Annotated in this window: 27 protein-coding genes and 1 pseudogene; 20 read left to right on the top strand and 8 right to left on the bottom strand. The window is 57.2% G+C overall.

The genetic code is table 11. The features are described 5' to 3' along the window. The first annotated feature begins 1,182 nt into the window (after positions 1–1,182). Positions 1,183–2,001, top strand: coding sequence for a lipase family protein (locus tag MUU53_RS17890; protein WP_247262097.1), 819 nt, complete (start codon positions 1,183–1,185; stop codon positions 1,999–2,001). Positions 2,002–2,126: 125 nt separating this feature from the next. On the opposite strand, the gene MUU53_RS17885 is transcribed toward MUU53_RS17890, so the two are convergent. Next, positions 2,127–3,182 carry a TOPRIM nucleotidyl transferase/hydrolase domain-containing protein gene (locus MUU53_RS17885; protein ID WP_281435180.1) on the bottom strand — a complete coding sequence of 352 codons (1,056 nt, stop codon included), beginning with the start codon at positions 3,180–3,182 and terminating at the stop codon, positions 2,127–2,129. A 287-nt stretch (positions 3,183–3,469) separates the two neighbouring features. Here MUU53_RS17885 and MUU53_RS17880 point away from each other — a divergent pair, with 287 nt between their 5' ends. The 4 genes and pseudogenes from MUU53_RS17880 (at position 3,470) to MUU53_RS17865 (ending at position 6,889) form a co-directional block, all read left to right on the top strand. Continuing rightward, a complete protein-coding gene (locus MUU53_RS17880) occupies positions 3,470–3,631 on the top strand; it encodes a hypothetical protein (protein WP_247262095.1) in 162 nt (53 codons plus the stop codon). A gap of 18 nt (positions 3,632–3,649) precedes the next feature. Continuing rightward, complete coding sequence (locus MUU53_RS17875; RefSeq protein WP_247262094.1) at positions 3,650–4,396, top strand: SIR2 family protein; 747 nt, start codon at positions 3,650–3,652, stop codon at positions 4,394–4,396. Positions 4,397–4,462: 66 nt separating this feature from the next. Then, positions 4,463–5,523, top strand: a protein-coding gene (locus MUU53_RS17870) for an IS630 family transposase (protein WP_247262093.1) whose coding sequence is annotated in 2 segments (ribosomal slippage) — positions 4,463–4,955 and positions 4,955–5,523 — 1,062 coding nt in all. Because the reading frame shifts where the segments join, the coding sequence is not laid out codon by codon here. 145 nt (positions 5,524–5,668) lie between these two features. Continuing rightward, positions 5,669–6,889 (top strand): annotated as a pseudogene (locus MUU53_RS17865) (tyrosine-type recombinase/integrase). 91 nt (positions 6,890–6,980) lie between these two features. Here the strand turns inward: MUU53_RS17865 and MUU53_RS17860 are convergent. Continuing rightward, complete coding sequence (locus MUU53_RS17860; protein WP_247262092.1) at positions 6,981–7,325, bottom strand: hypothetical protein; 345 nt, start codon at positions 7,323–7,325, stop codon at positions 6,981–6,983. A 46-nt stretch (positions 7,326–7,371) separates the two neighbouring features. Between MUU53_RS17860 and MUU53_RS17855 the strand changes: the two genes are divergently transcribed. After that, positions 7,372–7,566 carry a hypothetical protein gene (locus MUU53_RS17855; RefSeq protein ID WP_247262091.1) on the top strand — a complete coding sequence of 65 codons (195 nt, stop codon included), beginning with the start codon at positions 7,372–7,374 and terminating at the stop codon, positions 7,564–7,566. Here the strand turns inward: MUU53_RS17855 and MUU53_RS17850 are convergent. Next, positions 7,563–7,856 carry a hypothetical protein gene (locus tag MUU53_RS17850; protein WP_247262090.1) on the bottom strand — a complete coding sequence of 98 codons (294 nt, stop codon included), beginning with the start codon at positions 7,854–7,856 and terminating at the stop codon, positions 7,563–7,565. The genes MUU53_RS17855 and MUU53_RS17850 overlap by 4 nt on opposite strands. Before the next feature lie 76 nt (positions 7,857–7,932). Between MUU53_RS17850 and MUU53_RS17845 the strand changes: the two genes are divergently transcribed. Beyond that, on the top strand, positions 7,933–8,415 hold the full coding sequence (locus MUU53_RS17845) for a hypothetical protein (protein WP_247262089.1): 483 nt from the start codon (positions 7,933–7,935) through the stop codon (positions 8,413–8,415). 275 nt (positions 8,416–8,690) lie between these two features. On the opposite strand, the gene MUU53_RS17840 is transcribed toward MUU53_RS17845, so the two are convergent. The 5 genes from MUU53_RS17840 to repA all read right to left on the bottom strand — a co-directional run bounded on the left by MUU53_RS17840 (position 8,691) and on the right by repA (position 14,667). Further along, on the bottom strand, positions 8,691–9,419 hold the full coding sequence (locus MUU53_RS17840) for an HNH endonuclease (RefSeq protein ID WP_247262088.1): 729 nt from the start codon (positions 9,417–9,419) through the stop codon (positions 8,691–8,693). Then, complete coding sequence (locus tag MUU53_RS17835; RefSeq protein WP_247262087.1) at positions 9,416–10,318, bottom strand: AAA family ATPase; 903 nt, start codon at positions 10,316–10,318, stop codon at positions 9,416–9,418. Before MUU53_RS17835 ends, MUU53_RS17840 begins: the two co-directional genes overlap by 4 nt. A 680-nt stretch (positions 10,319–10,998) precedes the next feature. Then, positions 10,999–12,216 (bottom strand): plasmid replication protein RepC, encoded by a 1,218-nt coding sequence (gene repC, locus MUU53_RS17830; RefSeq protein WP_247262086.1) that lies wholly within the window; start codon positions 12,214–12,216, stop codon positions 10,999–11,001. 172 nt (positions 12,217–12,388) lie between these two features. Further along, entirely contained in the window at positions 12,389–13,348 is a 960-nt protein-coding gene (gene repB / locus MUU53_RS17825; RefSeq protein ID WP_247262085.1) for a plasmid partitioning protein RepB, read from the bottom strand. Between the two features lie 122 nt (positions 13,349–13,470). After that, the gene (gene repA / locus MUU53_RS17820) at positions 13,471–14,667 is read right to left on the bottom strand and encodes a plasmid partitioning protein RepA (RefSeq protein ID WP_247262084.1); all 1,197 of its coding nucleotides are present in this window, start codon (positions 14,665–14,667) and stop codon (positions 13,471–13,473) included. A 370-nt stretch (positions 14,668–15,037) separates the two neighbouring features. Here repA and traI point away from each other — a divergent pair, with 370 nt between their 5' ends. From traI to MUU53_RS17755, 13 genes are all read left to right on the top strand, one after another. Further along, a complete protein-coding gene (gene traI / locus MUU53_RS17815) occupies positions 15,038–15,664 on the top strand; it encodes an acyl-homoserine-lactone synthase (protein ID WP_247262083.1) in 627 nt (208 codons plus the stop codon). A gap of 2 nt (positions 15,665–15,666) precedes the next feature. Continuing rightward, complete coding sequence (trbB, locus tag MUU53_RS17810) at positions 15,667–16,638, top strand: P-type conjugative transfer ATPase TrbB (protein ID WP_247262082.1); 972 nt, start codon at positions 15,667–15,669, stop codon at positions 16,636–16,638. After that, entirely contained in the window at positions 16,628–17,008 is a 381-nt protein-coding gene (locus tag MUU53_RS17805) for a TrbC/VirB2 family protein (RefSeq protein WP_247262081.1), read from the top strand. Before trbB ends, MUU53_RS17805 begins: the two co-directional genes overlap by 11 nt. After that, complete coding sequence (locus MUU53_RS17800) at positions 17,005–17,289, top strand: conjugal transfer protein TrbD (RefSeq protein WP_247262080.1); 285 nt, start codon at positions 17,005–17,007, stop codon at positions 17,287–17,289. The genes MUU53_RS17805 and MUU53_RS17800 overlap by 4 nt, the downstream gene beginning before the upstream one ends. Before the next feature lie 9 nt (positions 17,290–17,298). Beyond that, the gene (locus MUU53_RS17795; RefSeq protein ID WP_247262079.1) at positions 17,299–19,755 is read left to right on the top strand and encodes a conjugal transfer protein TrbE; all 2,457 of its coding nucleotides are present in this window, start codon (positions 17,299–17,301) and stop codon (positions 19,753–19,755) included. Further along, positions 19,727–20,530, top strand: coding sequence for a P-type conjugative transfer protein TrbJ (gene trbJ, locus MUU53_RS17790; RefSeq protein ID WP_247262078.1), 804 nt, complete (start codon positions 19,727–19,729; stop codon positions 20,528–20,530). Before MUU53_RS17795 ends, trbJ begins: the two co-directional genes overlap by 29 nt. Then, positions 20,527–20,730, top strand: coding sequence for an entry exclusion protein TrbK (gene trbK, locus MUU53_RS17785; protein WP_247262077.1), 204 nt, complete (start codon positions 20,527–20,529; stop codon positions 20,728–20,730). The genes trbJ and trbK overlap by 4 nt, the downstream gene beginning before the upstream one ends. Next, the gene (gene trbL, locus MUU53_RS17780; RefSeq protein WP_247262076.1) at positions 20,724–21,902 is read left to right on the top strand and encodes a P-type conjugative transfer protein TrbL; all 1,179 of its coding nucleotides are present in this window, start codon (positions 20,724–20,726) and stop codon (positions 21,900–21,902) included. Before trbK ends, trbL begins: the two co-directional genes overlap by 7 nt. 21 nt (positions 21,903–21,923) lie before the next feature. Then, complete coding sequence (locus MUU53_RS17775) at positions 21,924–22,586, top strand: conjugal transfer protein TrbF (RefSeq protein ID WP_062428114.1); 663 nt, start codon at positions 21,924–21,926, stop codon at positions 22,584–22,586. Between the two features lie 16 nt (positions 22,587–22,602). Then, positions 22,603–23,415: a P-type conjugative transfer protein TrbG gene (gene trbG / locus MUU53_RS17770; RefSeq protein ID WP_247262075.1), complete on the top strand. Its 813-nt coding sequence runs from the start codon at positions 22,603–22,605 to the stop codon at positions 23,413–23,415. Positions 23,416–23,418: 3 nt separating this feature from the next. Then, positions 23,419–23,856, top strand: a complete 438-nt coding sequence (gene trbH, locus MUU53_RS17765) for a conjugal transfer protein TrbH (protein ID WP_247262074.1) — start codon at positions 23,419–23,421, stop codon at positions 23,854–23,856. 14 nt (positions 23,857–23,870) lie between these two features. Beyond that, complete coding sequence (gene trbI, locus MUU53_RS17760; RefSeq protein WP_247262073.1) at positions 23,871–25,169, top strand: IncP-type conjugal transfer protein TrbI; 1,299 nt, start codon at positions 23,871–23,873, stop codon at positions 25,167–25,169. Between the two features lie 220 nt (positions 25,170–25,389). Further along, positions 25,390–26,091 carry an autoinducer binding domain-containing protein gene (locus tag MUU53_RS17755; RefSeq protein WP_247262072.1) on the top strand — a complete coding sequence of 234 codons (702 nt, stop codon included), beginning with the start codon at positions 25,390–25,392 and terminating at the stop codon, positions 26,089–26,091. Position 26,092 lies beyond the last annotated feature (1 nt).

Here is a 26,092-nt window from a genome sequence, read left to right as displayed (position 1 = left end):
AAACGAAACGCAACTTCTCCTCGCTCGTTTCCATTGCAGCGGCGTTCATCTTGATAAAATCCGTCCACATGGCCTAGCTCCCAAGTCGCCCAAATTTATCAGGAGCCGCCTGTGCGCCTTTCTCCTAAGCGCATCGTTGTGAGGGTGTACGGGGTCCGCACGTTCGGCCAATGACAGGACCGCTTGCGCGCGCTCATCACCAATGACTGCGATGGCGTCGTCGTCGAGCCGTTTAGGTACGACTAATTCAGTGCCCTCACATTCATGCTTCCGGTCTTCCGCTGGCTGGAGATGCTGTTTTTTGCAGCAAGCTCCGGAGCCTAATCAAGCGCTATCCAAGAGCTCGCCGGATCCCAGTGAATCCGGCTGCATTTCCGATCGCTTTTTCTCGGAAATCACGCTGCGTCTTCGTCGCGGGACCAGCGCCCGTGACGCGGGGCATTGTCAAATTCGAAGTTTATGGGCCTGGCCGCACCGTCAAGATGTGGGCAAGTAGGTGATTGAGTCTTCGCCGTAGCCTCTTCCGCCCCACCCGAACAACGCCGATCCGCTCGCCGTGGTCAAGTTATTCGGCTGCGCGGAGACCTGCGTCCTTGCAATCCCTGCGGCGATGTGACAGTTTCCGAGATGCTGGCAAGCGGACCGATTTGGTAGTCTCTTTGGGAGATATTTCATAGCTCGCGATTTTGGGCGATGCAATCCAAGGCACTGTCCTTGACAGACTTCCAATCCACTGGGCTTTTCCGCCAGGCTGAATGAAGTTTAACCCTGAACAGGACGGTGAACGCCTCTTGGTCTACGATGACCATCGTATGCGGATCATCGAGACCAACAGCGGGCACATGTTGTTGCCGGCGGTTGAGCCCTTCGAAAATCGGGGCTGCGGACCGGTTCAAACCGCTATGGTGGCCGCGTCCGGCGCGGTCTTGGCGATCACTGGATCAAGCCATGCAGGGCGAAAGGCGCCGCTGGATTGTTGTGAACTGACGAATCTGATGACAAGTCGCGGGCGGCAGCGAGATGCCTTCCTATGAAGAGAAACCAGCGCTCCGTGTCGGCGGAGCACATATCGGAATAGATCCGCTTGGAGGCACTACGGAGTAAACTGTAAGCCCTTAATCGGTGAATTTAGAGAGGCGTACTGCCAATTTCCTTTAGTTCTTTACTGGAGCGATATACGCAATGTCTGATGTGGATAATTGGATTGAACTCGCAAAGCTCTCTCTCGCGAGCTATGGAAGCCCGATTAATCAGACGAAATTATCTTTCCTAAATGCTGCTTTTACAACTCAGAATATCGTCCACGGCTCATTGGGTCGGGGCTTTTGCAGGGTGATGTCGAATGACAAGACCGTGATTGTCCTCTTCCGGGGAACGCGCGAGCGCATCGACTGGACTCTCTCTAATTTTCGGTGCTTTCCTGTTCCTCTACGTTCGACGACAAGCGATCGCCCACTCGTTCACAGCGGTTTCCAAGCCGCCCTATACTATCAGGACAAAACTACCGGCAGTCCAGCCATCTCCTCTCTCTTCACCCGATTAGAGAACCTGGTTCCCGAAGTGGACAATATTGTTGTAACCGGACATTCCCTAGGTGGAGCAATCGCAACCCTATTTGCCGTCAAATTGGCTCTTAAATGGCCAAATCTGCGATCAAGACTTAAGGTCGTGACCTTTGGCGCACCCGCTGTGGGCCTTATGGGCTTTAAGCAACTTGTTGATGGCCTGCATTTTCCGATCACGAGAATTATTCATGCCAACGATGGTGTTCCGTTTACGCCTCCACTCTTTTATCAGCATGTGGGAGAGGAGTATTGGCTGAGTGAAAGAGGACTAGTCATCGACGCTGGTTGGACACACAGGTTTCCGCTTGCGATTAGCGCACCTTTCTCCATGAAGCCGGATCACGACATGGCTCGTTATGTCGCCGCTCTTCATGCATACGCTGGAAGAGCTATACCTGAATCGATTGCAAAGCGCATAGCGCGTAAAAGATCTTGATGGCTTACGAACTAACTGTCCCATTATTAAAGACTGTCCTCGCAAATTTATTAGCCAAGCCAAGAAGTTGGCTTGGCGAGAATGGCTGATTTAGAGCCAACTGACAATCCAAGGACGCTCAGCGATTATTGACCAATGACCGCGTTATAGAAGTCTTCGAAGGAGGTATGGCTGTTTCTCAACTGGTTGATATCCGCATCGCCAACGGCGCTTAGATACTGCTCCATCCTGCCCACCATCGATTGCCGCCGCATTCTGAGCGGCTCAAGCCCGAACCACACTTCGAGGCCAGGGTTAGGGATCGATGCCGTCCAATTCGAAAGCGACACCTCTTGTTCCAGCATCTCTCGGGAGCTGTCGGGGTCTCCGTCCCCATCGACGACAAGCAGAACCTTCGTCTCAGGCGGGTAGACGTGCTTGAATGTTTTCGTGACTTTGGTCACCGCATGCTTGCCCATTGCCGTGATGATTTGGATCGAACGCTGTGAATTGTGATTGTCAAGGATCCGCTGAGACAGGGCCGCCAGAACCTCTCTGTCGGTATCGCCTTCGCATACGATTACCAGATCGGGGCTAGCATGGGTCACCGGCTTCGAGGTCATTAATCCGCCTGAAATGGGATCGTAGCGGAGGAACTCAAATGCGGCGGAATTGGTCCCGCTGCGCTTCACGATTTCCACTTCGGCCGGAGAGTAGACGATCCCGGCTTCCGCTGCCTCACGAAGCTTTCTTTTTAGGACAGCTTGGAAACCCAGTCCAAGCTCAAACACGGCATCCATATCTCGTCCATCGAAGAGAATCAGATTAAGCGTTTTTCCCAAGCTCAAAGCGTCAACCGCGTCTTCAGAGTAGCCCGACATCGAAATAAAGATGCCAATGGTTCCTATCAGCTTTCCGTCGACTTTTCCCTTAAACTGATAGAGCGTCGACGCTGGGAGCGGATCCGCATGCCATTTGGCTTCCAGCAGAAACACCGATCCATCAAGGAAGAACGATCCATCAATCTGTTCGCCGAGCGATTTGTAGCTCGTTCGCGGCTCCAGTTTCTCGTTCTGCAACATTGCATTCAGCAGGCGCTCGAAATCGAAACCACGTTTTCGCTTCCAAATGGCGTCTGCGTCCGATGGAGCGTTTCGAAGGCGATGATAGTCCCTATAAATTTGGGAGTTAGTGTCGATCAATTCTGTAGTTCCCTATGAACTGTTGCGGAGGCACAGGTACGAGCAACGGGTGTATTTATTCTAAAATGCCAATACAATGAAGCCGCTGACAACTTCTACAGTGAAGGGATCAGAACCAGCGACCCGCTGTTCAGCACTCCTAAGCTGTTGAAAAATCTTGCTCCCGCCTGTCACCGAGCGAATCAAAGGGATTTGGGTTCAACGAGAGGAGCACCATCCACTGCGTTGCGGACAGCGCTGCTCGCGTCTAAGGTGCAACCACACCCCCTCTCACACGAAAACCGCAAGTGACCACCTCCATTGTTCTCGGCAAAGACCTTCCGCCACTGCCCATGGAATTGCTCACGGCGAGAGATCATGGCGAAGTGTTGTTCATTGTCGGCGCCGGAGCCTCTTACCCGGCCCCTTCCTCACTTCCGGATTTCGGCGGTTTGGTCGCAGACATCTAAGCGGAAGTAGATCCCGCGATGAGCGGACCACTCGCGGCCGTGCAGAAGAAGGGCGGCCCTAGCTGGGACACCGTACCGGATCTTCTAACCCACCAAAAGCGCACGGAGCTAAAGTTTTTTGCGCAACACGAACATGATGTTGTTCTTGGCATGCTGGAGCGTCGCATTGATGGCGACCCGAGAAAAGCCAGTACGCTTCGGCGGGCAGCGCAGACGGTGCTAGACCGGACCGTCGAGCCTAACCACCTGCACTCGGTCCTCGTGCGTCTTGGTCAACGCTTCGGGCAGACGCTGCTAGTGACGACCAACTTCGATCGTCTTCTTAGCATAGCCGCTAGACGCGAAAGATATTCAGATTCCGCCTTTGCCCTCGGTGAGATTCCAAACCCCAGCCGAAACACTGAGTTTGCTGGAATTCTGCCCATCCACGGAATGCTGCCGCTCAAATCGCAGAGGGGCTCGGCGCTCATCCTCACGGACCAGGACTTTGGCGACGCATATCTCAGGCGCCATATCGTCACATCCTTTCTCTACGACGCAGCCCGCATCTTTCACCTAGTTCTAGTCGGCTACAGCGCCAATGACTCCCCGGTGCGCTACCTACTGAACGCTATTGCCGCCGACGAGAGGCACTTCAATGACCTCAAGCCTCGTTACGCGTTCGTCGGTTGCGCAGCGGGAGATGACCGCACGGCGATTGAATGGCAGTCGCGCGGTATTCCGCCGATACCCTACGATCGAGCCAATAGTACGCCTCCCCACTGACCGTGACTCCTTTTGCTTTTCAAACGGCGGTGAATCTGAATCTCTGGTGCAAACCGGAGGTTTGGGATGCGAACAGGAATTTCACTAAGGGCAGATTTTGACGCTGAAGGTCTTCGGCGTTTGGCTCGGCAAGGCAAGCATGCGGCCCAGGCGCGTCGATTGCTGGCGCTTGCGCTGATCTATGACGGCGGTTCGCGCCTGGATGCGGCGCGGCTGGGCAAAGTCACTCGTCAGATCGTGCGGGACTGGGTCATGCGGTTCAATACGAATGGGCCTGATGGGCTGATCGATGGCAAGGCTCCTGGACCCAAGTCACTGTTGAACGATGTTCAACGGGCGGCCCTGGCAAAGGCCATCGAACGGGGACCGACACCCTATCTCGACGGTGTCGTCCGATGGCGTCTGTGCGAGCTGGCCCAATGGATTTGGGAGGAGTTTCGCGTCTCGGTGAGCGAGCAGACGCTCAGCCGGGAGGTGCGTGCCATGGGTTACCGCAAGCTCGCTGCCCGCCCGAGACATCATGCGCAGGACCCTCAAGCCATTGAGGATTTTAAAAAAACTTCCCCGCCGCAGTGGCAGAGATCGCAAGCGGGGCGGCTCAAGGGAAACGCATAGAAATCTGGTACCAAAATGAGGCCCGGATTGGTCAAAAGAACAAGATCACCCGCCGCTGGGCAAGGCGGGGATCAAGGACATCCGCACCACACGACCAGCGAACCCGCTCTCCCTACATCTTCGGTGCCATCTGCCCCAAGCAGGGCAAAGCGGCCGCCTTGGTCATGCCTTGGTGCGACACCTACGCGATGACGCAGCACCTGGCTGAAATCTCTCGGCACGTGGCCGATGATGCGCATGCCATCCTCATCATGGATCAGGCGGGCTGGCACATGTCCAATAATCTCGTCATCCCAGGCAACATCTCGATCCTGCCACTGCCGCCGAAGTCGCGGGAACTGAACCCGGTCGAAAACCTCTGGCACTTCATGCGTGAGAACTGGCTGTCAAACCGCGTCTTCAAGTCCTATGACGATATCGTCGCTCACTGCTGTGACGCCTGGCGAAAGCTCCAAAGCCAGCCTTGGCGCATCATGTCCATCGGACGAAGAGAATGGGCAAATGGGTTCTGATCAGTGAGAACCCGTATAAACATAAAGCCTTGACTGAGGTTTCGTAACCCTTATCGATGGTAGTTGATCTGGAGTCGCAAATCAGGAAGAATCGGGGCAAATCACGGCCTTAGCGGCCGGCGAAACCCGCGATTTTGGAGCGCCCGTGACCAAAGCGAAAAAATCAGCAACCGCGGTGGAGCGACGCGCCGAGGAACTCGACACCATTGCCGCCGTGCGCCGATGGAGCGGCGCGACGAGCTCGCCGAGCTTTTGACGGACAGTGATGTCGAGACGCTGCGCCATCTCGTCAACCAGGGCATGGGCGACAATACCCTTCGCGCCCTGACCTCGGATCTAGCTTATCTCGAGGCCTGGGGGCTTGCGGCCACCGGACGGTCCCTGCCTTGGCCCGCACCCGAGGCGCTGCTGCTCAAATTCGTCGCGCATCATCTGTGGGATCTGGAAAGACGTGCGAGAGATGCAGGCCACGGCATGCCTGATGACGTAGAGGACAACCTCCGACGCCAGGGCTTCCTGAAATCTACCGGCCCGCATGCGACGGCAACGGTGCGGCGACGGCTGGCGAACTGGTCGACATTGACGAGGTGGCGCGGCCTCGATGGTGCCTTCGCCTCCCCTGCCCTCAAATCCGCCATTCGGCTGGCCGTGCGCGCGGTCCCGCGGACCCGGAGGCGGAAGAGCGCTAAGGCGGTGACCGCCGATATCTTGGCGAAGCTCATCGCCACCTGCGCGACATCAGGGATCGCGCCATTCTGATGGTGGCATTCGGCTCCGGTGGTCGCCGGCGCAGCGAGATCGCCGGACTGCGATGCGAACAGCTGATCGTCGAGCCACCGATCAAGGTGCCCGACGGCCCTCCCCTCCCCTCCCCTCTTTGGCCATCCATCTCGGCCGCACCAAGACGACCACGGGCGAGCAGGATGACGTCGTCTATCTCACCGGCCGGCCGGTGGAAGCGCTTAACACCTGGATGGCGGCTGGCAAGATCGACAAGGGCAGCGTCTTCCGGGGGATCGGGCGCTGGGGGACGGTCTCGAAGCGGGCGCTGGATCCGCAGTCGGTCAACGCGATCCTGAAGCAGCGGGCGGAGATGGCCGGGTTGGACAGTGAGGAGTTTTCGGCGCACGGGCTGCGATCCGGATACCTAACGGAAGCCGCCAATCTCGGAACTTGAACTGATGGGGTGGATGCCCCCTCCGGCCGGCATCGGAGTATGATGCCGGCCGGAGGGGGCATCCACCCCATCAGTTCACCTCCACTGCAAGAAGCCATGGATCAATCACGCCATCGACCTGTGCAGCAGGCGTCTAGTTACTATAACAGTGCGACACGGCGAAATGGACGTGCAGCTCGTATACTCTAACCGAGCCCGCGCGATAATCGTAGCCAATGCCTAACTTGCTGCGTCGCGGCCAGAGGAAATCAGACGTCCGGTATTCTAATATTATTTCCGGTCAGAACCGCATCTTCATTGTTCGAGCCACGCTAAACGGCGGAAAATTCGGCTGTCGGAGCGATCCCTGCATTAGCTCGAAGAACTGGGCCCAAGCAAACCTATTGGCGATCTCGGTTGGCCGTTCGAACGTGAATAACTCCAAGCCATCGACATTCCCTGTCACTGTGTATCGTTCAAGAGCCACCGGGGTGATGTAGAGCCGGATCGTATAACGGATGTTGTTCAAGAACTCCGCAATTGTGCTGGCGTGGTAAGCGAGCAGGTGGGTGTGGAACCAATCCCAGCAATCTGGCAGCGCCAAGTATGCATCGCTCTCATCGATCTCGACGTTGTTATCTCCCAAGATCCTACGGAGGGTATTGGCTTGTGCGGCACAACCACAGGAAGTTGTGCTTTCCTATATCACCACTCATCCGGATAAAGTCGATCCGTTTGATTCGCAGATCCACCTTCTGACTGATATTGCCGAACCAGACTTCCTCGACGAAAGCATAGGCCTCAAGCCAGTCGCTGAACTCCTGCACGATCCGACTGAGGTGGTCGATTTTCGTTCCGATCAACGGCTTCTCGCAGACGCGCTTTAGATAGTAGAGTGTTGTGTGATCGACTTTGCTGCATCCTTGGGCGGCTTGGGCAGGTCAAATGGCAGGGGCGAGCCACCCTTACCAGTCACCGGTGACAGAAAATCCCGGAGAAAGGTTCCGAACTGCCGTAAGCTTCCGGCGGTCTGTGGAAGGAGGTTGGTATCAGTACGCTTCTCGTCAAGAGGACAGAAGATGGCGTGATTGACCATATCGTCGACCATGCTGACGACAGCACTGAGGACAATTGCCTCCTGTTCGATTTCAGAGCATGTGCCCGGTTCGATCGTCATTGATACGCCGAAATTGCCAGAAAGATCAGATGGTGCGAATGACCACAAGACCACACCGCAAAAAGGAAATCGAGATATGGCACGCCGAAAAATGCCGGTGTCGATGGACCAGCGCGCCGCTACGCACATCATGGAAGCCATCGACAAAGGTCGCGACGACGTGGGATTGAACAGAGTACGAGCAATGCTGAAGGACGCAGAGGTCCCACCTGATCTTGAACACGAGGTGTTCGCCGGGCTGCGGCATTCCTACAATTTTCTTAAGCACTCATCATCCGATCTCACGGTCGAGAACGACTTTTCGGTCGACTACATCGTGATGACGATCTACGGCGCTGCCCATAGCTACCAGCTGCTTTTTGAAACCACGACAGCAGAGATGCGGGTGTTCAATGCAATCGTCCAGGCATGGCGACCGCAATGGTGGCAGCACGATCCGAACCTCGACGGAAAAATCGCCGTCGCTCGGCAAATGGGGCTGCTCGGAGCCACACGGCTCGAGTTCTACGAGATCGGTCGAAGATATCTCAAGCGTGAGTGGGACCAGGAAGGCTCCTGAACAAAAGCTGGCAACCTCTTAGCTGCCTGCTCTCCTGAAATCAGATGGCTGTCCGCGAATGGGTTATAGAGATCGCCGTGTGGAATCGAAGCTCCTGGAGGAGCGCATCATCCGGTAAGGTGATGGCCGGTACCAGACCGGCTAGCTCAAGTCTGAAGGCAAAACCTAGCCAACCGTCTTTGCGAGCGCCGCAATCGACTGTTTTGCAAGCGGCCTACTCGATATTGACGATGTCGTTCCCTTACAACGTCGCCATGGCAAGGCAGAACATCCACTCATCGTCCCTGGGCACCCTTGAGCTTCCCGCGGATAACTTCTGCGGCCATCATATAAACTTGTGAAGGCGAGTTGAATTGCAATTGGGCTGCCAAACCGATGGTTAGGGATATGGGACCCGTTGTCAAAGAAAGCTTTTCAATCGCGGCTCGGTGCTCAAGTCTTCCGACCGAATTGAGCTCTAAGCCTTTGATGGTTCTGTGACCCTTCATTGTGCGCTTCTGGAAAACGTATCCCTTGCGAACGGTGATGTGTTCGCTGAAGGTATCAAGGTGGGGATGGACCCATCGAAAGTCCGCCGAAGACGTGATAGCGACCGGTGCCACATTGCTGACCAATACAGGGCACCTCACCACTTTAGCCGGATTAGGAACATTCTTTGAAGCGCGTCTTGTCAAACGACCACAAAGCAGCGCGTAAGCCTTATTCTTTTTGCCGTTACACGTTGAGCAAGACAGGGCAAGATTGCGGATTTCGAACGCAAAATGCGACCAAGCTTCCTTCTCTATAAAGTGCTCCAGATGTGTAGCGGGTGGATCCGAGGGGAGCGGCCGTCGGCAATAGCAGCAGAGACCCCGTTGGGTGGATCTGAGTTCAAGTTTCAAAGAAGTTTTGAATGCGGTGACGATCGCCGCCTTACTAGTCCATGGGAGTCCTGCGAACGAAGCCGCGGTAATTCCCAATACATAGGATGGAGTAGGGTCGATTCTTTCAAAACCGATATTCATTCACCGCCCTCACCTTCCAGCAGGGCGCCTATGACTGTGCGCAAGGGATCATCCTTCTGCAGAGCCGCGAAAAGATCCCTTAGCTTCGGACGCAATGCCGCGTATTCAGGTGTCCCGGCGAGATCTCGCTCAACTAAGTCGACAGCTTGTTGGACGAGTTCGACCACGTACAGATTTCTATTCGAGGCAATCCCGAACTGGTCGAGCAGAATGCTGTCGCTGGAAGCTCCGAAAGGTGCAGGTTGAGCTGGCGTGACATCTCTGGGAACAGTTAGGTCGACGATCATGCTCCCAGGCTTCGCGCTCGCCACAATGAGTGGAGAGTGCGTAGATACAACAAGATGGCCGTCTTCCATAACACGGCATATTTCAAGCAGCGTGGCCATGAACTCTTGTTGCCAATGGGGATGAAGACTGTTCTCGGGCTCGTCAACAAGAACGATGGAGCCAGCGGTCACGGAAAAGCCCAGAGCAAGCAGGCTCGTCAGCATGTGATATTCGCCAGAGCTCAGCTCATAAACCGAGAACTCCTCCTCACCATCGCGCCGAACGGTCGCACGATCGATCACCAAGATATCCAGCATTAGGCCGAGTCTGACCGCGAGGTTCTCCTGCGTGGTGACCGCGCTATTTTTGCTCAGCGTAATTTTGGAGAACTTTCCCCTCCGTTCATCGATAAGTGCGGTCAACACATTGAAGTCGAGGTCTGAGAATTCTTCCCTAACACTTTGCGCGGCTGCCAGCGATATCTCACCGCGAGAATTCGGTTCCCTGTATCCGCTCAGAGCACGCTCAAGAATTTCCCGGGGAGTGATTGAAGGGAACCGCTTTTTGAATCTCTGCTCGTAGCGGATATCGAGCGAGAGAGAAGGATTGAGGCCTGAAAGCGAGAATGCCATTTTCGAAAAATGGATCCAGAAATCGATCGCTCACTGCCGGATCCAAGGCAAAAGTGACTGCTGTCTCTAGTGGCAGTTTCTTACTTAGCAGGTTCGTACCTGCCCGCTGCCCAGTGTAGTGATAGTTTGGGACGTCATATTCTGTATTTCGCCCACTGAGCATTTTCTGAGGAAATCGATCCGCCACAGAGCCGGAGAAGCAAATAACCGGCGCCGCAACTGAGATGCCGGGAACACCGTGGAACGCACGTTCGCTTTATCGGTTGGCAGAACAATCGCAGATACGAGGTCGCGAAGGACGGAGCTTTTCTGTGACCCGTTCTGTCCAGTGAGCAGTGTCATCTGGAAACCGGGGTCAAGATTGCCGTCGTGAAACTCGAATAGCCGCTGATCGCCCTGACGGGTCAAATATCTCAAGCTACGTATCTTCGGCATCAGAGAGTCCAGCGTTCAAAATTGCATTTATCCTCCTTAACATTGGTAGCTAAGCGCCGCATCCGAGAATTGCTGCCACCTAAATGGTACTTTCATTTCTATCAGGCCGAGGACGAGATCGGCTCCCGTTGCTCCCTGTATCATTTCACCTGCACCGAGTGTTACGAATGAGTTGCCAGCCGGAAACTTTTGGATATTATCCATTTTTTCAATATGTTACGATCCTTGTTACGTACTCCCCATGGTTATGCCGATGACCGGGTAAGTTCGGAATTTGCCCTCAGCTGCGCGAACAGCATTGGCCCAAGCGAAAATTCCCCGCGCCGCGCCTTCGCGGTTAGATCCCGCAGATAGCCCCCAGCCGAATTGATATGGCCTACCCGTTCGTAGATGCAGCCGATCGCTATTGCCGCGCCAGCTTGCCCCATCACCTCACAGCATTCTTCGTAGGCGGACGGGCTGACACCAAGCATGGATTTAACGGTAACCGCGGCCGACATCAGCTCGCGCCAACTCCCGATGGACCCGCCAGGCCCAAAGTTTGAGATTTCGGGGCAGGCGCGTAGCACCATCGATAACGGGAACACCTCCGGTTCGCCATTCCGTTTCGGCCGTTTCGTTGGCTCTGACTTTTCGGCCTGCTTCTTTTCGAAGCGTGGTTCAAGTTCATTGAAACATTCGGTATTTGAATTCTGTATGTGGCATCCAGATGCGATGTCATTGCCATCGCTTTTTCTGGTTTTTTCCTGAGTTTCCAGCGTCCTGGAGACTTCTTCATGCAACAGAGACATTTCGTCGAGGCTTGCAGTCAAATCCTTCAACGTCGGATGCCGAACGAAACGTCCAACGATCTCGACAAAACGGGCCTCCGCAGCCGCCCAATCACCAGGGAGATTTTCTTCCATCCCTACAGTGATGAGCTTGCGAACGTCCCGGCGAACGATTGTGAGACGGTCCTTCGTAATGCGGAAACGGCGCCGCTCTGCGGCAACTTCCTGGGCGAGGGATGCAAACTCGCTCGCGCGCGCGATCAGAGGCGCCAAGCTGAAACCGTATGCGTCCTCAATACTGCCTTCATTTCCCTTGCGGGCATAGCGTTTGCCGTTTGGGCTATCCTTTCTGATGATGATCCCAGCGTCTACGAGCATTCGCAGGCACTTACGAAGCGTCGTTCCCGCGATACCGTTGGAACGGGCAGACAACTGGGCATTCGACGGAAACACGATAAGATTCTTATCGTGGCAAAGCTCGGCTCCCGGATGGAAGGAAAGGAGGGCGTTCAATACCGCAAGCGCACGGTCCTGAAGGCCAAGGCGCGAGCGGGCGTCACCGACGTCGCGAAACACTCGCCATTTGTCGATTGACCTCGTCAACTCGGCCTGTTCCGTCTCTACCTGCCTCTTAACCAAGGCAAGCGTCATCGGCCGCCGCCCAAAGGGCGTCGTTATGTATCCCGTTTCCATGTTCTCACCTTTCACAAGGCAAAGAAAAGGCTACGCCAGTGTGGCGCTGACTCTTGACTGTGATTCCGGGAAGTGCGATTCTCTAAGCGACCAAACTGAGAGAGGCCTTCTGGAACACCGTTTCGGAGGGCTTTTTCTTTGCTCTAACGATCCTTTCCTCGTTGGGTCCGAACTACTGCTTCGTTTTCTTGAACGAGGCGTAGATTTCCGGGAGCATCGACATCAGGTAGTCCCCGAATTCTGGGGCAGCCTTTTTGTCGATTATCAATGTCAGTGTGCGCTTGTCCTGGCGGAAGCTTGCGGCCTTTACGCCGTCATCAGCCTGCCAAGTCGTCGCAGCGGATTTCTCTTTCTTGACCTTTTTGGGCGCGGCAAGCTCAAAAATCCGCGCGAAACGTTCGTCAGAGGGGAGGGCTTTCACTTCCTCATCGGACAGCAGCGCTCGAGCCCTATCCGCGGCGTCATCCTTGCTCAGCCGGGTACCCAGTTCACCCCACCTGTCGCGGCCCGTCTTCGGGGCCGCGCCAATGCCACGGATAATATCGGCCGGCAACTGGGTAGCCGCTTGGATCAAGCGAGACAGATTGCTTTTGTCGACCGCAAGGGCAGCCATAATCACCGGCCGTTGAAACCCCTTTGCTTCGAGTTCGGCCGCGTAAAGCGCGCGTTCGATGAAAGAGAGATCCTGGCGAGCGCTGTTCTCTTGGCCTTGAGCCAAAACAAGCTCATCGTCCGTCATCGTCCTGACAGCCGCTTTCACTTTAAGCCCAGCAGCCTTGACTGCACGAAGGCGCCGACGTCCGTAGGCGATTTGATAGCGTCCAGCGATGGACGGGTGAGGGCGGACGAGAATTGGAACTTGCTGCCCGTTCTCCCGGATGTTGCGCGCAAATTCCTTGAACTGCTCGCCATCTTCGTCAAGCCGATCAATCACAGACGGAGAATCAATGAGATCCGGGTCAAGATCGGTAAGCGACTGAGACTTCAAAAGCTCAATCGAACGAGAAACAGCACCGATTGCTCCACGAGGTGCATATTGAGGCGTGACTGGATCCTGAACCGTAGCTTCACCCTCGCCAGCACTCTGTGCCTTGGGTCCCGCAAGATCGGAAAGAAGGTGTTTCCTAGCCATTTTTTGTCCCTCTCTTCTCAGCTTCAATTGCCAAGTCACCTATGGTTTCCAGGCGATTGAGCGCGAAGTTTCCGGCTGGCAACTTTCTGCAGATGCGCAGGTCACATTGGTCAAGGTTGACATTATTTTCGCCCCCATGACGACTGGATCAACTGCTCGATTTCATTGTTTACGTTGTCGAGCGATTCCATCGCTCGGTCATATGTTGCTCTCGTAAACTGATCGCGGCTAACCTCGTACAGGGTCTGTTTGGTGATCCCAGCGTCGGAAATCGCGGTGCTCTTGAGCATCGGGTGATTGAGAACGTGGTCGCCGAACATCGTTCGCATGAACGAGACCATTTGGTTTTGCGGGCCATCGCCAGGCTCGTAGCGGGTCACAAGATAGCGCATCCAGTCGTAATTCATGCTGCCACCTGCGTCCGCGACGACGCTCAAGAGCTCCGAAGTCATCAGCAGGAACTGACACATCGACATGACATCCAACATCTGCGGGTGCACAGTCACGAGAACAGCTGTCGCGGCACAAAGTGCCGATATCGTCAGGAAGCCCAGCTGGGGGGGGCAATCCACCACAACGACGTCGTAGTCATCGGCCACTGACGAGATTGCTTCGTCCATGCGCGTGAAGAAGATGTTCTTGCGATCATTCGAGCCCAAAACCTTCGCGGTATCGTGCTCAAACTCCATGAGCTCCAAATTACCCGGCACGAGATCTAGATTGGTGAAGTAGGTTTTCTTGATGACCCCCTTCAACGGGCGTCGTTCACTGTCGTAGCGCACCGCGCCATAGAGCGTCTCGTTGTCCTTGACATCAAACTCAGGTTGGAAACCGTGGAGCGCGGACATACTCGCCTGCGGATCAAGATCAATCGCAAGCACTCGATATCCGTTCAAAGCCAGGAATTGAGCGAGATGGGCGGCGGTTGTCGTCTTGCCGGAGCCACCCTTGAAATTGACGGCAGTTATAACCTGAAGGTGTTCGCGTCCGCTCCGGCGAGGTGAATATCGTCGATCGCCCTTTCCGTTCTCATCGAGATACTCGCGGAGAGCCTGGATCGTCTCGACCGAATAGGATCGGCGATTGTTGTTCCCGATTTCAGGCTGGGGTCCTTTTCCTTCAATGGACAAGTGGCGGAGATAGCCGTCGTTGATTCCAATCAGCTTTGCGGCCTCGGTTGACGAGAACGAACGAAGCGTCTTTCGAGCCTCAGGCGGGTACAACTTCACACGATGTTCGTGAAGCGCCCCCGACAGATCTCGCGCATGGGCGGCTATCAGTTTATGGATAGCTTTCTGAAGCTGAGCGGGATTCTCCACGACGTCCTCTCGTACACACGGTAATTTTCGTAAACACAGCGATTTGCCGTGGCTAGGTCAACCGATTCCATTGGGTTTTGCAAGATATTTAAAGTTAATCAATAGTTAACGCGGCCATCTCCTGCCGCTGTCGGAGGAGAAAAAATCGGCAGATTTCGTTTATGAATCGGCAGGTTAGCGATGAACAATGCTGGGTTGGAAACACAGCGCTACTAACACTTTTGTTAGTGCTTCGATGACTTCTTTGTTTGCAAAAAGGTGGTCGGAGGCGCTGGCATGCAGAATCACTCGCTAACACTTTTGGCAGTAGATCGAACTTCTCAGCCCCGGCAAACCTCCTTGCGTCACCAACGCAAGGGAGATTTGCTCGATGCGCGTCGTCGCCATCAAGAACCCGAAGAGCGAAGCTGAGAGCCGTCTCATTCACGAAATGCACCGGCTCCGCGCCCGTGTTTTCCGCGGTCGCCTGGCATGGACTGTTCGTTGCACCTCCGGTCTCGAGATCGACGGTTTCGACAAGCTAAAGCCGACATACGTCCTGTGCATTGACCGTTCCGACACAGTCATTGGGTGCGCCCGACTCTTGCCGGCGACCGGCGGCACAATGCTCGAACAGGTATTTCCTCAACTCCTGGAGACAGGACAGCTCTCTACGCACCACCGCATGATCGAGAGCTCCCGGTTTTGCGTCGATACTAACGCGGCTGCCGAGCGGGAGCAGGCAGGCCTTCACTCGGCGACCCTCGCGATGTTCGCCGGTATCGTCGAGTGGAGCGTCCTCAATGGGTATCGGGAAATCGTCACGGCCACAGATGTCAGACTTGAGCGCATCCTCCGGCGGGCAGGCTGGCCCCTGAGCCGGCTCGGCTCACCTGCCCAGATCAACGAGACCAGAAGCGTCGCCGGACTACTCCCCGCAGACTGGGTGAGCTTCGATCGACTTCGCCCCAGCATCTATTCGTCGAGTTTCTCACTCCATCAAAAGGAAGCGGCCTGATCATGCTTAGCACCCAAAACCGCTCACTCCCTCGCCTCGTCAGCAAGCTGCAAAACGCTCTGGGAGATCATCTGTGCGTCGCGCTCGAAGACCCGAGTGTGGTCGAGATCATGCTCAATCCTGATGGGCGTCTGTTCATCGAACGGCTCGGTCACGGAATGGCCGCAGCTGGCGAGATGACTCGCTCGGCCGCTGAAACCGTCATCGGCAGCGTCGCGCATGTTCTGAACTCCGAGGTCGACGACGATCGCCCGATCGTGTCGGGTGAACTTCCAATCGGTGGGCATCGTTTCGAGGGATTGCTGCCACCCGTGGTTTCCGGACCATCGTTTACGATCCGTCGTCGCGCGTCTCGCTTGATCCCTCTCGATGATTATGTGTCGAGCAAGGTGATGACGGCAAAGCATGTTGAGGTCATTCGTAGCGCCATTGCCTCGAAGCTCAACATTCTCGTTGCCGGTGGCACGGGCTCGGGCAAAACCACCCTCACCAACGCAATCCTGGCGGAGATCGTATCGAGTTCGCCCGACGATCGCCTCGTCATCCTAGAAGACACAGCCGAAATCCAATGCGCCGCGGACAATGCAGTCAGCTTGCACACAAGCGATGCCGTCGACATGTCGCGTCTCCTGAAGAGCACGATGCGCCTTCGGCCGGATCGCATCATCGTCGGCGAGGTCCGCGATGGCGCAGCGCTCACCATGCTCAAGGCCTGGAACACCGGACACCCCGGAGGCGTCGCAACGATCCACTCAAACAGCGCTCGCTCCGCACTTCAACGCCTCGAGCAGCTGACCGCCGAGGCCAGTCACCAGCCGATGCAGGCGGTGATCGGAGATGCGGTCGATCTGATCATCTCGATCGAACGAACGGCCAAGGGCCGGCGCATCAGCGAAATCCTTCACGTCACCCGCTTTGCCGGCGGCCAGTACCAGACAGAACCCTACGCAGAGGAAAACCGCGATGCAGCATAAGAGATCACTCCTGCCCCTTGCCGCGATGGCCCTTTCTATCGCCGCCGCTGCGTCCCCCGCGTTCGCGAGTTCCGGAGGAAGTCTTCCGTGGGAAGGACCGCTTGAGCAGATCCAGGAGTCCATCACTGGTCCGGTTGCGGGCTATATCGCACTTGCCGCGGTCGCCATTGCTGGAGGCATGCTGATTTTTGGTGGCGAGCTCAACGACTTCGCTCGCAGACTGGTCTATGTCGTGCTGGTCGCCGGAATTTTGCTCGGTGCGACGACAATCGTCGGCCTCTTTGGCGCCACCGGTGCATCGATCGGCCTGCCAACGGATCAAGTCACGCAAGTTGTTTCAGATGATGAAGCGGGGGAGGGGGCATCGTGAGCCTCCACTGCAACCGCATTCATCGCGCACTGTCGCGTCCGAACCTCCTGATGGGCGCCGACCGCGAGCTGGTGCTGATCACCGGGCTCGCCGCCGTGATCCTGATCTTCGTTGTCCTGACGGTCTACTCGGCGCTCTTCGGTGTGGCCGTCTGGATCGTCATCGTCGGTCTGCTTCGCATGATGGCCAAATCCGATCCGCTGATGCGGCAGGTCTATGCCCGTCACATTTCCTACAAGCCCCACTACCGGCCAACGGCCGCGCCGTGGCGAAGATACTGAGGTGTCCTGATGGTTGCCCTCAAACGATTCCGCGCGACCGGTCCCTCGTTCGCTGATCTGGTTCCATACGCCGGCCTAGTCGACAACGGCGTCCTGCTCCTGAAGGACGGCAGCCTGATGGCTGGCTGGTATTTCGCGGGTCCGGACGCCGAAAGCGCCACCGATCTTGAGCGCAATGAACTGTCGCGGCAGATCAACGCGATCCTGTCGCGTCTGGGGACGGGCTGGATGATACAGGTCGAAGCCATCCGGGTACCGACGGTCGATTATCCTGGGCCGGACCAGTGCCATTTTCCTGACGCTGTCACCCGTGCGATCGATGCCGAGCGCCGTGCTCATTTCGGGCGGGAGCAGGGGCATTTCGAGAGCAAGCACGCGATCATCCTGACCTACCGGCCGCTCGAGTCGAAGAAGACGGCGTTAGCCAAATACATCTATTCGGACGAGGAGAGCAGGACGAAGTCTTATGCCGACACGGTCCTGTTCGTGTTCCGCAACGCTATCCGGGAAATCGAACAGTACCTCGCCAACACACTGTCGATCGCCCGCATGCTGACCCGCGAGGTCCGCGAGAGGGGAGGGGAGCGCGTCGCACGCTATGACGACCTCATGCAGTTCGTCCGCTTTTGTATTACCGGCGAAAGCCATCCGGTTCGCTTGCCGGAGGTCCCGATGTATCTCGACTGGCTGGCAACGGCGCAGCTCGAACATGGCCTGACGCCGAAGGTCGAGAACCGGTTCCTCGCCGTGGTCGCGATCGATGGACTGCCGGCGGAGAGCTGGCCCGGCATCCTCAACAATCTCGACCTGATGCCACTGACCTACCGCTGGTCGTCGCGTTTTATCTTCCTGGACGCAGAAGAGGCACGCCAGAAGCTCGAACGGACCCGGAAGAAATGGCAGCAGAAAGTGCGGCCTTTCTTCGACCAGCTCTTCCAGACCCAGAGCCGGTCGGTCGATCAAGACGCCATGACCATGGTTGCCGAGACCGAGGACGCCATCGCTCAGGCATCATCCCAGCTTGTCGCCTATGGCTACTACACGCCTGTCGTCATCCTGTTTGATGAGGACCGAGAGTCTCTGCAGGAAAAGGCGGAAGCCATACGTCGGCTGGTCCAGGCCGAGGGGTTTGGTGCGCGCGTCGAGACCCTGAACGCGACCGATGCCTTTCTCGGAAGTCTGCCGGGGAATTGGTACGCCAATGTCCGTGAGCCGCTGATCAATACGAGCAACCTGGCGGATCTCGTCCCGCTCAACTCGGTATGGTCGGGAAATCCGGTGGCGCCGTGCCCGTTTTATCCGCCGAACTCCCCGCCGCTGATGCAGGTTGCTTCGGGCTCAACGCCATTCCGTCTCAACCTACATGTCGACGATGTCGGCCATACGCTGATATTCGGGCCAACTGGCTCGGGCAAATCGACGCTCCTAGCCCTTATCGCCGCGCAGTTCCGCCGATATGAGTTCGCCCAGATTTTTGCCTTCGACAAGGGCAACTCACTCCTCCCCCTGACGCTTGCTGCAGGCGGCGATCATTACGAGATCGGCGGCGATCAGAACGGGGAGGGACGAGCGCTGGCATTCTGCCCGCTATTCGACCTTTCAACAGATGGCGATCGCGCCTGGGCGACCGAGTGGATCGAAATGCTCGTCGCCCTGCAGGGCGTCACCATCACGCCCGATCATCGTAATGCGATCTCGCGCCAGATCGGGCTGATGGCGACAGCGCCCGGAAAGTCGCTATCGGACTTTGTGAGCGGCGTGCAGATGCGCGAAATCAAGGATGCGCTCCATCACTATACAGTCGACGGCCCTATGGGTCAGCTTCTCGACGCGGAAGAGGACGGCCTGACGCTTCGAGCGTTTCAGTGCTTCGAGATCGAGCAGCTCATGAATATGGGCGAGCGTAATCTGGTGCCCGTCCTCACCTATCTCTTCCACCGGATCGAGAAGCGGCTCGACGGCTCGCCTAGCCTGATCCTCCTCGATGAGGCCTGGCTTATGCTCGGGCATCCCGTTTTCCGCGACAAGATCCGGGAGTGGCTGAAGGTGCTTCGCAAGGCCAATTGCGCTGTGGTGCTCGCGACCCAATCGATCTCCGACGCCGAGCGTTCGGGTATCATCGACGTGCTCAAAGAATCCTGCCCGACCAAGATGTGCTTGCCGAATGGCGCCGCGCGCGAACCGGGAACGCGCGAGTTCTATGAGCGGATCGGGTTCAACGAGCGCCAGATCGAAATCGTCTCGGGCGCCATCCCCAAGCGCGAATACTACGTCGCCACGCCAGACGGACGGCGGCTTTTCGACATGTCGCTCGGGCCGGTAGCGCTGAGCTTCGTCGGCGCATCCGGAAAGGAAGACCTGAAGCGGATCCGGGCGCTGAAGGCGGAACACGGCCAGGAATGGCCTACCCATTGGCTTGAATCGAGAGGAGTTCACGATGCCACGTCGCACCTCAACGTCCAGTAACTGGATCGTCGCCACGATGGCGGCGGCAACCGCGCTGTCGCCGGTTGCTTCCGCCCATGCGGGATCTGCAACGGGCGCTGCCACCGAATGGACGCAGCTTGCCAACAATGCTCAGCTCATCGACCTTCTGAAAAGCTCCGGCCTGCAGGTCGATAACCAGCTGACCCAGATCACGCAACTGGCCGAGCAGATTCAAAACCAGATGAAGATTTACGAGAACATGTTGCAGAACACGGCGCGGCTCCCTGATCACATCTGGGGCCAGGTCGAAGGCGATCTCAGTCGGCTCCGCGACATCATCAAGGACGGGGACAGCATCTCCTTCTCGATGGGCAACGCAGACGAGCTCCTCCAGCAGCGGTTCAAAAGCTATGCGGACCTCAAAGCCAACATGCCGAACGCCGAGTCGTTCTCGAGCACGTATCAAAAATGGTCGGACACGAACAGGGACACAATCGGCAGCACGCTGAAGGCGGCAAACCTGACAGCGGATCAGTTTGACACGGAGGAGGACACGATGAGTTCTCTGCGATCGATGTCTGAGTCGGCCGATGGCCAGATGAAGGCCCTCCAGGTCGGACACCAGATCGCGGCCCAGCAGGTTTCCCAGATGCAGAAGCTGCGTGGCCTCGTTTCACAGCAGATGACGATGATGGGCACGTGGCTCCAGACCGAGCAGACAGACAAGGATTTCGCGCAGGCCAGGCGTGAGAAATTCTTCAATGCCGACGTCACCACGATCCCGAGTGGCCAGAAGATGGAGCCACGCTGGTGAGCCGCCCCATCCTGATCGTCTTGGCTCTGGCCACCGTAGCTGCGGCGGCTTCCGGTGCCACCTTCTATCTCGTCAAGGTGAACGCACCGCCATCACGCGAGATGAGCGAGGAACAACGCATCACCCGTGAAAAATTCTTCGGCACATCCAAGGAACGGCCCCCGATCGAGAAAGGTCAGGAGATGCGTCCACGATGGTGAAGCGAAATCTTGAGCGGGCTTTCGTACTCGGCGGCATAGCCTGCATAATCCTTGCCACTCCCGCCTTCGCGCAGCAGGGACAGGTCCTGACAGAACTTGAGAACCAGGTCTCTGCTGCCGCCAAGGGATGGGAAACCACGATCATGGACGCGGCAAGGTCGCTGTTCTGGATCCTTGCCGGGATCGAGGTCGGCATCGCAGCCGTCTGGCTCGCCATACAGGCCGCATCACTTGAAAGCTGGTTCGCTGAACTCGTCCGACGGATCATGTTTATCGGCTTCTTTGCGTTCGTTCTCACCCAGGGACCAACGCTTGCGAGGGACGTCGTCAACAGCCTCTACCAGATAGGCGCGGGCGGGGGCTCCGCCTCTCCTGCCGAGGTGTTCGATGCCGGTATTCGGGTGGCATCGCAAATGTCAGAGCAGGCCAAGTTCGGGGTGTTCGAGGACAACGCCCTGGCGATCGCCGCCGTCCTTGCGATGGGCGTGGTCGTCATTTGCTTCTCTTTGGTGGCGGCAATCTTCGTCGCGGTGATGGTGGAGATGTATGTCGGATTGCTTGCCGGCATGATTATGCTTGGGCTTGGCGGTTCGTCCTTCACCAAGGATTTTGCCATCCGCTATCTGGTCTATGCCTTCGGCGTCGGCATGAAGCTCATGGCACTGGTCATGATCGCGAAAATCGGCTCCGAGGTGCTTCTCGGTCTGGCGCAAGCGCCGACAGCGGATAGCGATCAGTTCATCACGACATTGGCGATCGCCGGCATTTCAGTCGTGGTGTTTATCATCTCGATGTACGTGCCAACGATTATCCAAGGGGTCGTTCAAGGTGCGTCGGTCTCTGGCGGCATGGAAGCCATCCGCCACGGTGGGCAGACGGCATCTTTCGCGCTCGGAGCAGCGTCTCTGGCCGCCGGCGCCGTCGGAGCCGGAGCCGCGGCAGCACAATCCGCACGAGCGGCCGGATCCTCGGTCGCGGGCGCAGCACTTCGCGGCATGGGCGCCGGGATCGGGTCGGCCGGGAAAGCAGCCGGCTCGGCTGCAAAGGAAAAAGCAATCGGTTCGCCCGGAGCCTATGCCGGCTCGATCATGGGGCTCGCCAACGCCAAGCTCGACCAGAGCCGCACGGGACAAAGCGGACCCAGAACGCCGCCCGAACGCAACGACAAGTAATCACCAGAAAGGCGACAAGCGATGGCAGCAAACCGGCCACCCGACAGTCCTTACCTTGCCGCGCGGCAGGAATGGACGGAACGATATGGATCCTATGTCCAGGCAGCGCGTGCATGGCGGATCGTCGGCATTCTCGGACTATCAATGGCCGTGATCGGCTTCACCTATGCCATGTATCTCAGCACACAAGTCAAGTTGGTGCCCTACATCGTCGAGGTCGATAAGCTCGGCACGTCGGTGACAGCGGGGTTCCCCCAGCAGATCGAATATGCCGATGCCCGCGTTGTCCGCGCGACACTCGGGAACTTCATCACCAGCCTGAAGTCGATCACGCCGGACGCAGTGGTGCAGAAACAATATATCGATCGGACCTACGCGCTGCTCAGGACGTCCGACCCCTCGACCCAGAAGATCAATGCTTGGTTTCGCGGCAACTCGCCGTTCGAAAAGGCCAAAACATCGACCGTCGCCATCGAGGTCAACAACATCGTCGCACTCTCCAACCAGACCTACCAGATCGACTGGACCGAATACGAACGCGACCGCAAGGGCAAGGAAACTGGCACGCGCCGGTTTCGCGGCATCGCGACCGTCGCGCTGACCGCGCCACAGGACGAGGCGATCATCCGCCTCAACCCGATCGGTCTTTATGTCCAGGACTTCGACTGGACCGCACAGCTTTAAGGGCAGGGGAAATCACATGCACAGTACAGGATTGATCGCGGCCGTCGGCTGCATGGCCGGACTCGTCCTTGCGGACTGCGCGATGGCGCAGAGCATGACGTCGAACGAGGTGAAGGGAACCAACATCTCGCGGAAGTGGCGGGGGACGCCAGGACTCGTCACGACCGGGCCCGATGGAAAAGTCATATTCCTGTTCGGCGAGACCCAGCCCTCTGTGGTGTGCTCGCCGCTTCAGGTCTGCGACATCGAGCTGCAGGGCGGCGAAATCGTCCGAGACGTGCTTGTCGGGGACACGGTCCGCTGGAAAGTCGAGCCCGCGACATCGGGAGCAACCGGCGGTCAAGCGATCCACCTGATCGTCAAACCTTCCGAGGCCGGCCTCGTCACGTCGATGGTCGTTACGACCTCGCGCCGGACCTATCATATCCAGCTCAAATCTCATCCCAGCCAGTATATGGCCCGGATCGGCTTCGAGTACCCGGAGGATGTGTCGACCAAACTCGCCGATATCAATGCGCGGCTTGAGACGGGCGGCATTCCGGGAACCGCTCCGGACAAGCTGAACTTCTCTTATTCGGTCAGCGGTAGCGCCCCATGGCGGCCGAAGCGCGTCTATTCCGATGGCGCCAAGACCTATATCCAGTTTCCCCGGTCGATTTCCGGGCAGGATGCGCCAGTGCTGTTCGTGGTCAGCGGCGGGCAAAACCGCATCGTCAACTATCGCATGAAGAACGACCTGATGATCGTCGACTACGCCGTCGACAAGGCCGTGCTCGTCTCCGGGGTTGGCTGGCGTCAGCAGAAGATCACGATCCGGCGGGGAGGCTGACCGATGAAGAAAACCATCGCCGCCCTAATTGTCACCTCTGTCCTCGCCGGTTGCCAGACTGCGGATGAAACGCTGACCACAAGCTCCACACCGATTGCCGTCACTGGCGCCACCGCGAGTGCGATCGCCGGCGATATGGCGAGCCGTCTTGCCGAACAGGTCGGCCCGGCCGGCACCACGATCCTCAAGATGGAAAAGGACACCTCCGAGTATGCCGCCGCGCTCGAGGCAGCGCTGAAGGGATGGGGATACACCGTTATCGCCGACGGCAAGGTCGGCAAGGTTCAGAAACCCGTCGAGATCGCGTGGTCGGTCGACAGCTTCGACGGACAGGTCCTGGCGCGGATCAGCACCCCGACCATCGCGCTCGGGCGCGCCTATACCGCGACATCAGCCGGCGCCACGCCGGCCAGTCCGCTTTCAATCATGCAGCGAAACTGAGGGGAGGGAAGACCATGGTTCAATCGCTCCAGCTCGGCACGGCGGGCAATGGTGACGATCAACAAAGTATGCGGCGCCTCAATCGCCTGCCGATCATCGTTGCAATCGTCATCATCGTTCTGTTCTTCGGCGTCGTGATCGTCGGCCTGTCATGGCGCGGTCTCTCCTTCAACCGTGGAAACGAACTCGACACCACCTCCGCGTCGCCGGCGACAACGTTTGGCGATCAACTGAAACGAGGCGTGACGGACGGGATCATAGGCGAGCCGGAGCAACGCGAAGTGTTTCAGCCGACGCCGGTCGTTGTCGAACGCGAGCCGGTGAGAGAGGCCGTCGTAGAGCGGCAGAATGAAGTCCGGACGGAACGGCGATCGCAGCTCGAACCCGAAGCCGAGTGGAAGGCGCGGCTCAAGCGGGAACAGGACGAGCAGATCCTTCGCGAGGCGCAACGTCAGAGAATGGCGAGCCTCCAGGCGCGGGCAACGGCCCTCGATTCCCCGCTCAAGGTCGATGTTTCCGAGGTGCAGAAGAATGCTTCCGAAACCAGGACCGACACCCGCCAACCGCTCAATGCCACGACGAACAGCGCATCCGATCTCTACAGCGCTGCGATGAAGTCAGGACTGCTCGGTCAGAACGTTGATCAGAATGGTCAGAGCTCGAAGGAGGACTTTTTCAACCAGGACATCAAGGATCTTGGTTATCTGCCGAACCAGGTGGTCCCACAGCTCTCGCCCTACGAATTGAAGCGTGGATCTGTCATCCCGGCCACGATGATCACCGGCCTGAACTCAGACCTTCCGGGCAGGATTTCGGCACAGGTCAGCCAGAATGTCTATGACAGTGCCACGGGCTACCGGCTGCTCATCCCGCAGGGGGCGAAACTCTTTGGCCGGTACGATTCCAAGGTGTCTTTCGGACAGGAGCGCGTGCTAGTCGTCTGGACCGACCTGATCTTCCCGAATGGCTCGACACTTCAGATCGGCGGTATGTCCGGCACGGATGCCGAGGGGTATGGCGGTTTCAAGGACAAGGTCGATCGGCATCTCTGGCGCACGTTTGGTTCTGCCGCGCTCGTTGCCATCATCGGCACGGGGATCGATATGTCCATGCCGGAGAGTTCGACGTTGGCCACGCAGGATACGGCTTCAGATGCAGCGCGGCGAAATTTCGCCGAATCCTTCGCTCGTGTTGCAGAGCAGACCATCTCAAAAAATCTCAACGTGCAGCCGACGATCAGGATTCGGCCAGGCTACAAATTCAACGTACTGGTCGATCAAGACATAATTTTTCCGAGTTCATATCAGCAATAGAATAGAGTTGGGCGCACTTTGGTCGCCGCCTATGTAATTGAATTGCGATGTCATACTACAATCTTGCGTGGGTAAATTCTTTCCCCTAACACTCAATTTTAGGCGGGCGCAATGGGTGTGCTTCGCCTTCGTTCGGGAGCCATCGCGCCCTCTGCCAAGGGCATTCCTACACGACTGCAACCTTCCTGCAGTCATACCCTCAGTCGAAGGAGGCTGTGATTTGAATCAATGGTTCGAGCGTTTGACCGAGCAAGTCGCCTTGGCGCATGACGAAGCCACGGTGAAGGCGACACTGGAGAAGCTAAGTCGGGAAGCAGGTTTTCGGGCATACGCCTATCTCAATCTGCAAGCGGAAACGCAAACGGCGATCTCAAACTATGACGTCGAATGGCAGCAGCGGTACTTCGAGAAGTCCTACGCGTTGATCGATCCCGTCGTGCGAAACGCGCGCGATCAGCTGGAAGCGTTCGCCTGGTCCAACGAAGGATCGCTCAGGATGAGCAAGGAGCGCCGGAATTTTTACGGAGAGGCCGGTGAATTCGGAATCCGCTCAGGGATTAGTATTCCGATCAAGGCGGGCTTCGGGCGTATGGCGATGCTTACACTTGCTTCGGAAGATACAGACTTTGCCCTAGGACAACAGTTGAACCCGGTCCTTGCGGCTTCGGCAGTCGCGCAACTGCATGCGAGGCTGGAAGGCTTGGGAGCGAAGCCAACCTTTCGAACTCCAATTCGATTGAAGGCGGATGAGTTGACTTGCCTGCGATGGTCGGCTGAAGGCAAATCGATGCGCGCGATCGCGATCATCGAGAACACCACTTATGCCAATGTCGCGTTCTTCATTCGCAATGCAAAGGCTGCCCTGGGCGCGACGACTTTGCCGCAGGCGACCGCAATGGCCAAGGAGTTCGGCCTGATCTAGG

This window comes from Affinirhizobium lemnae, from assembly GCF_022968395.1.
Classification (GTDB): domain Bacteria; phylum Pseudomonadota; class Alphaproteobacteria; order Rhizobiales; family Rhizobiaceae; genus Neorhizobium; species Neorhizobium lemnae.
Note: the sequence above shows the minus strand (reverse complement) of the source record. Positions and strands in the feature narration are given on the sequence as shown.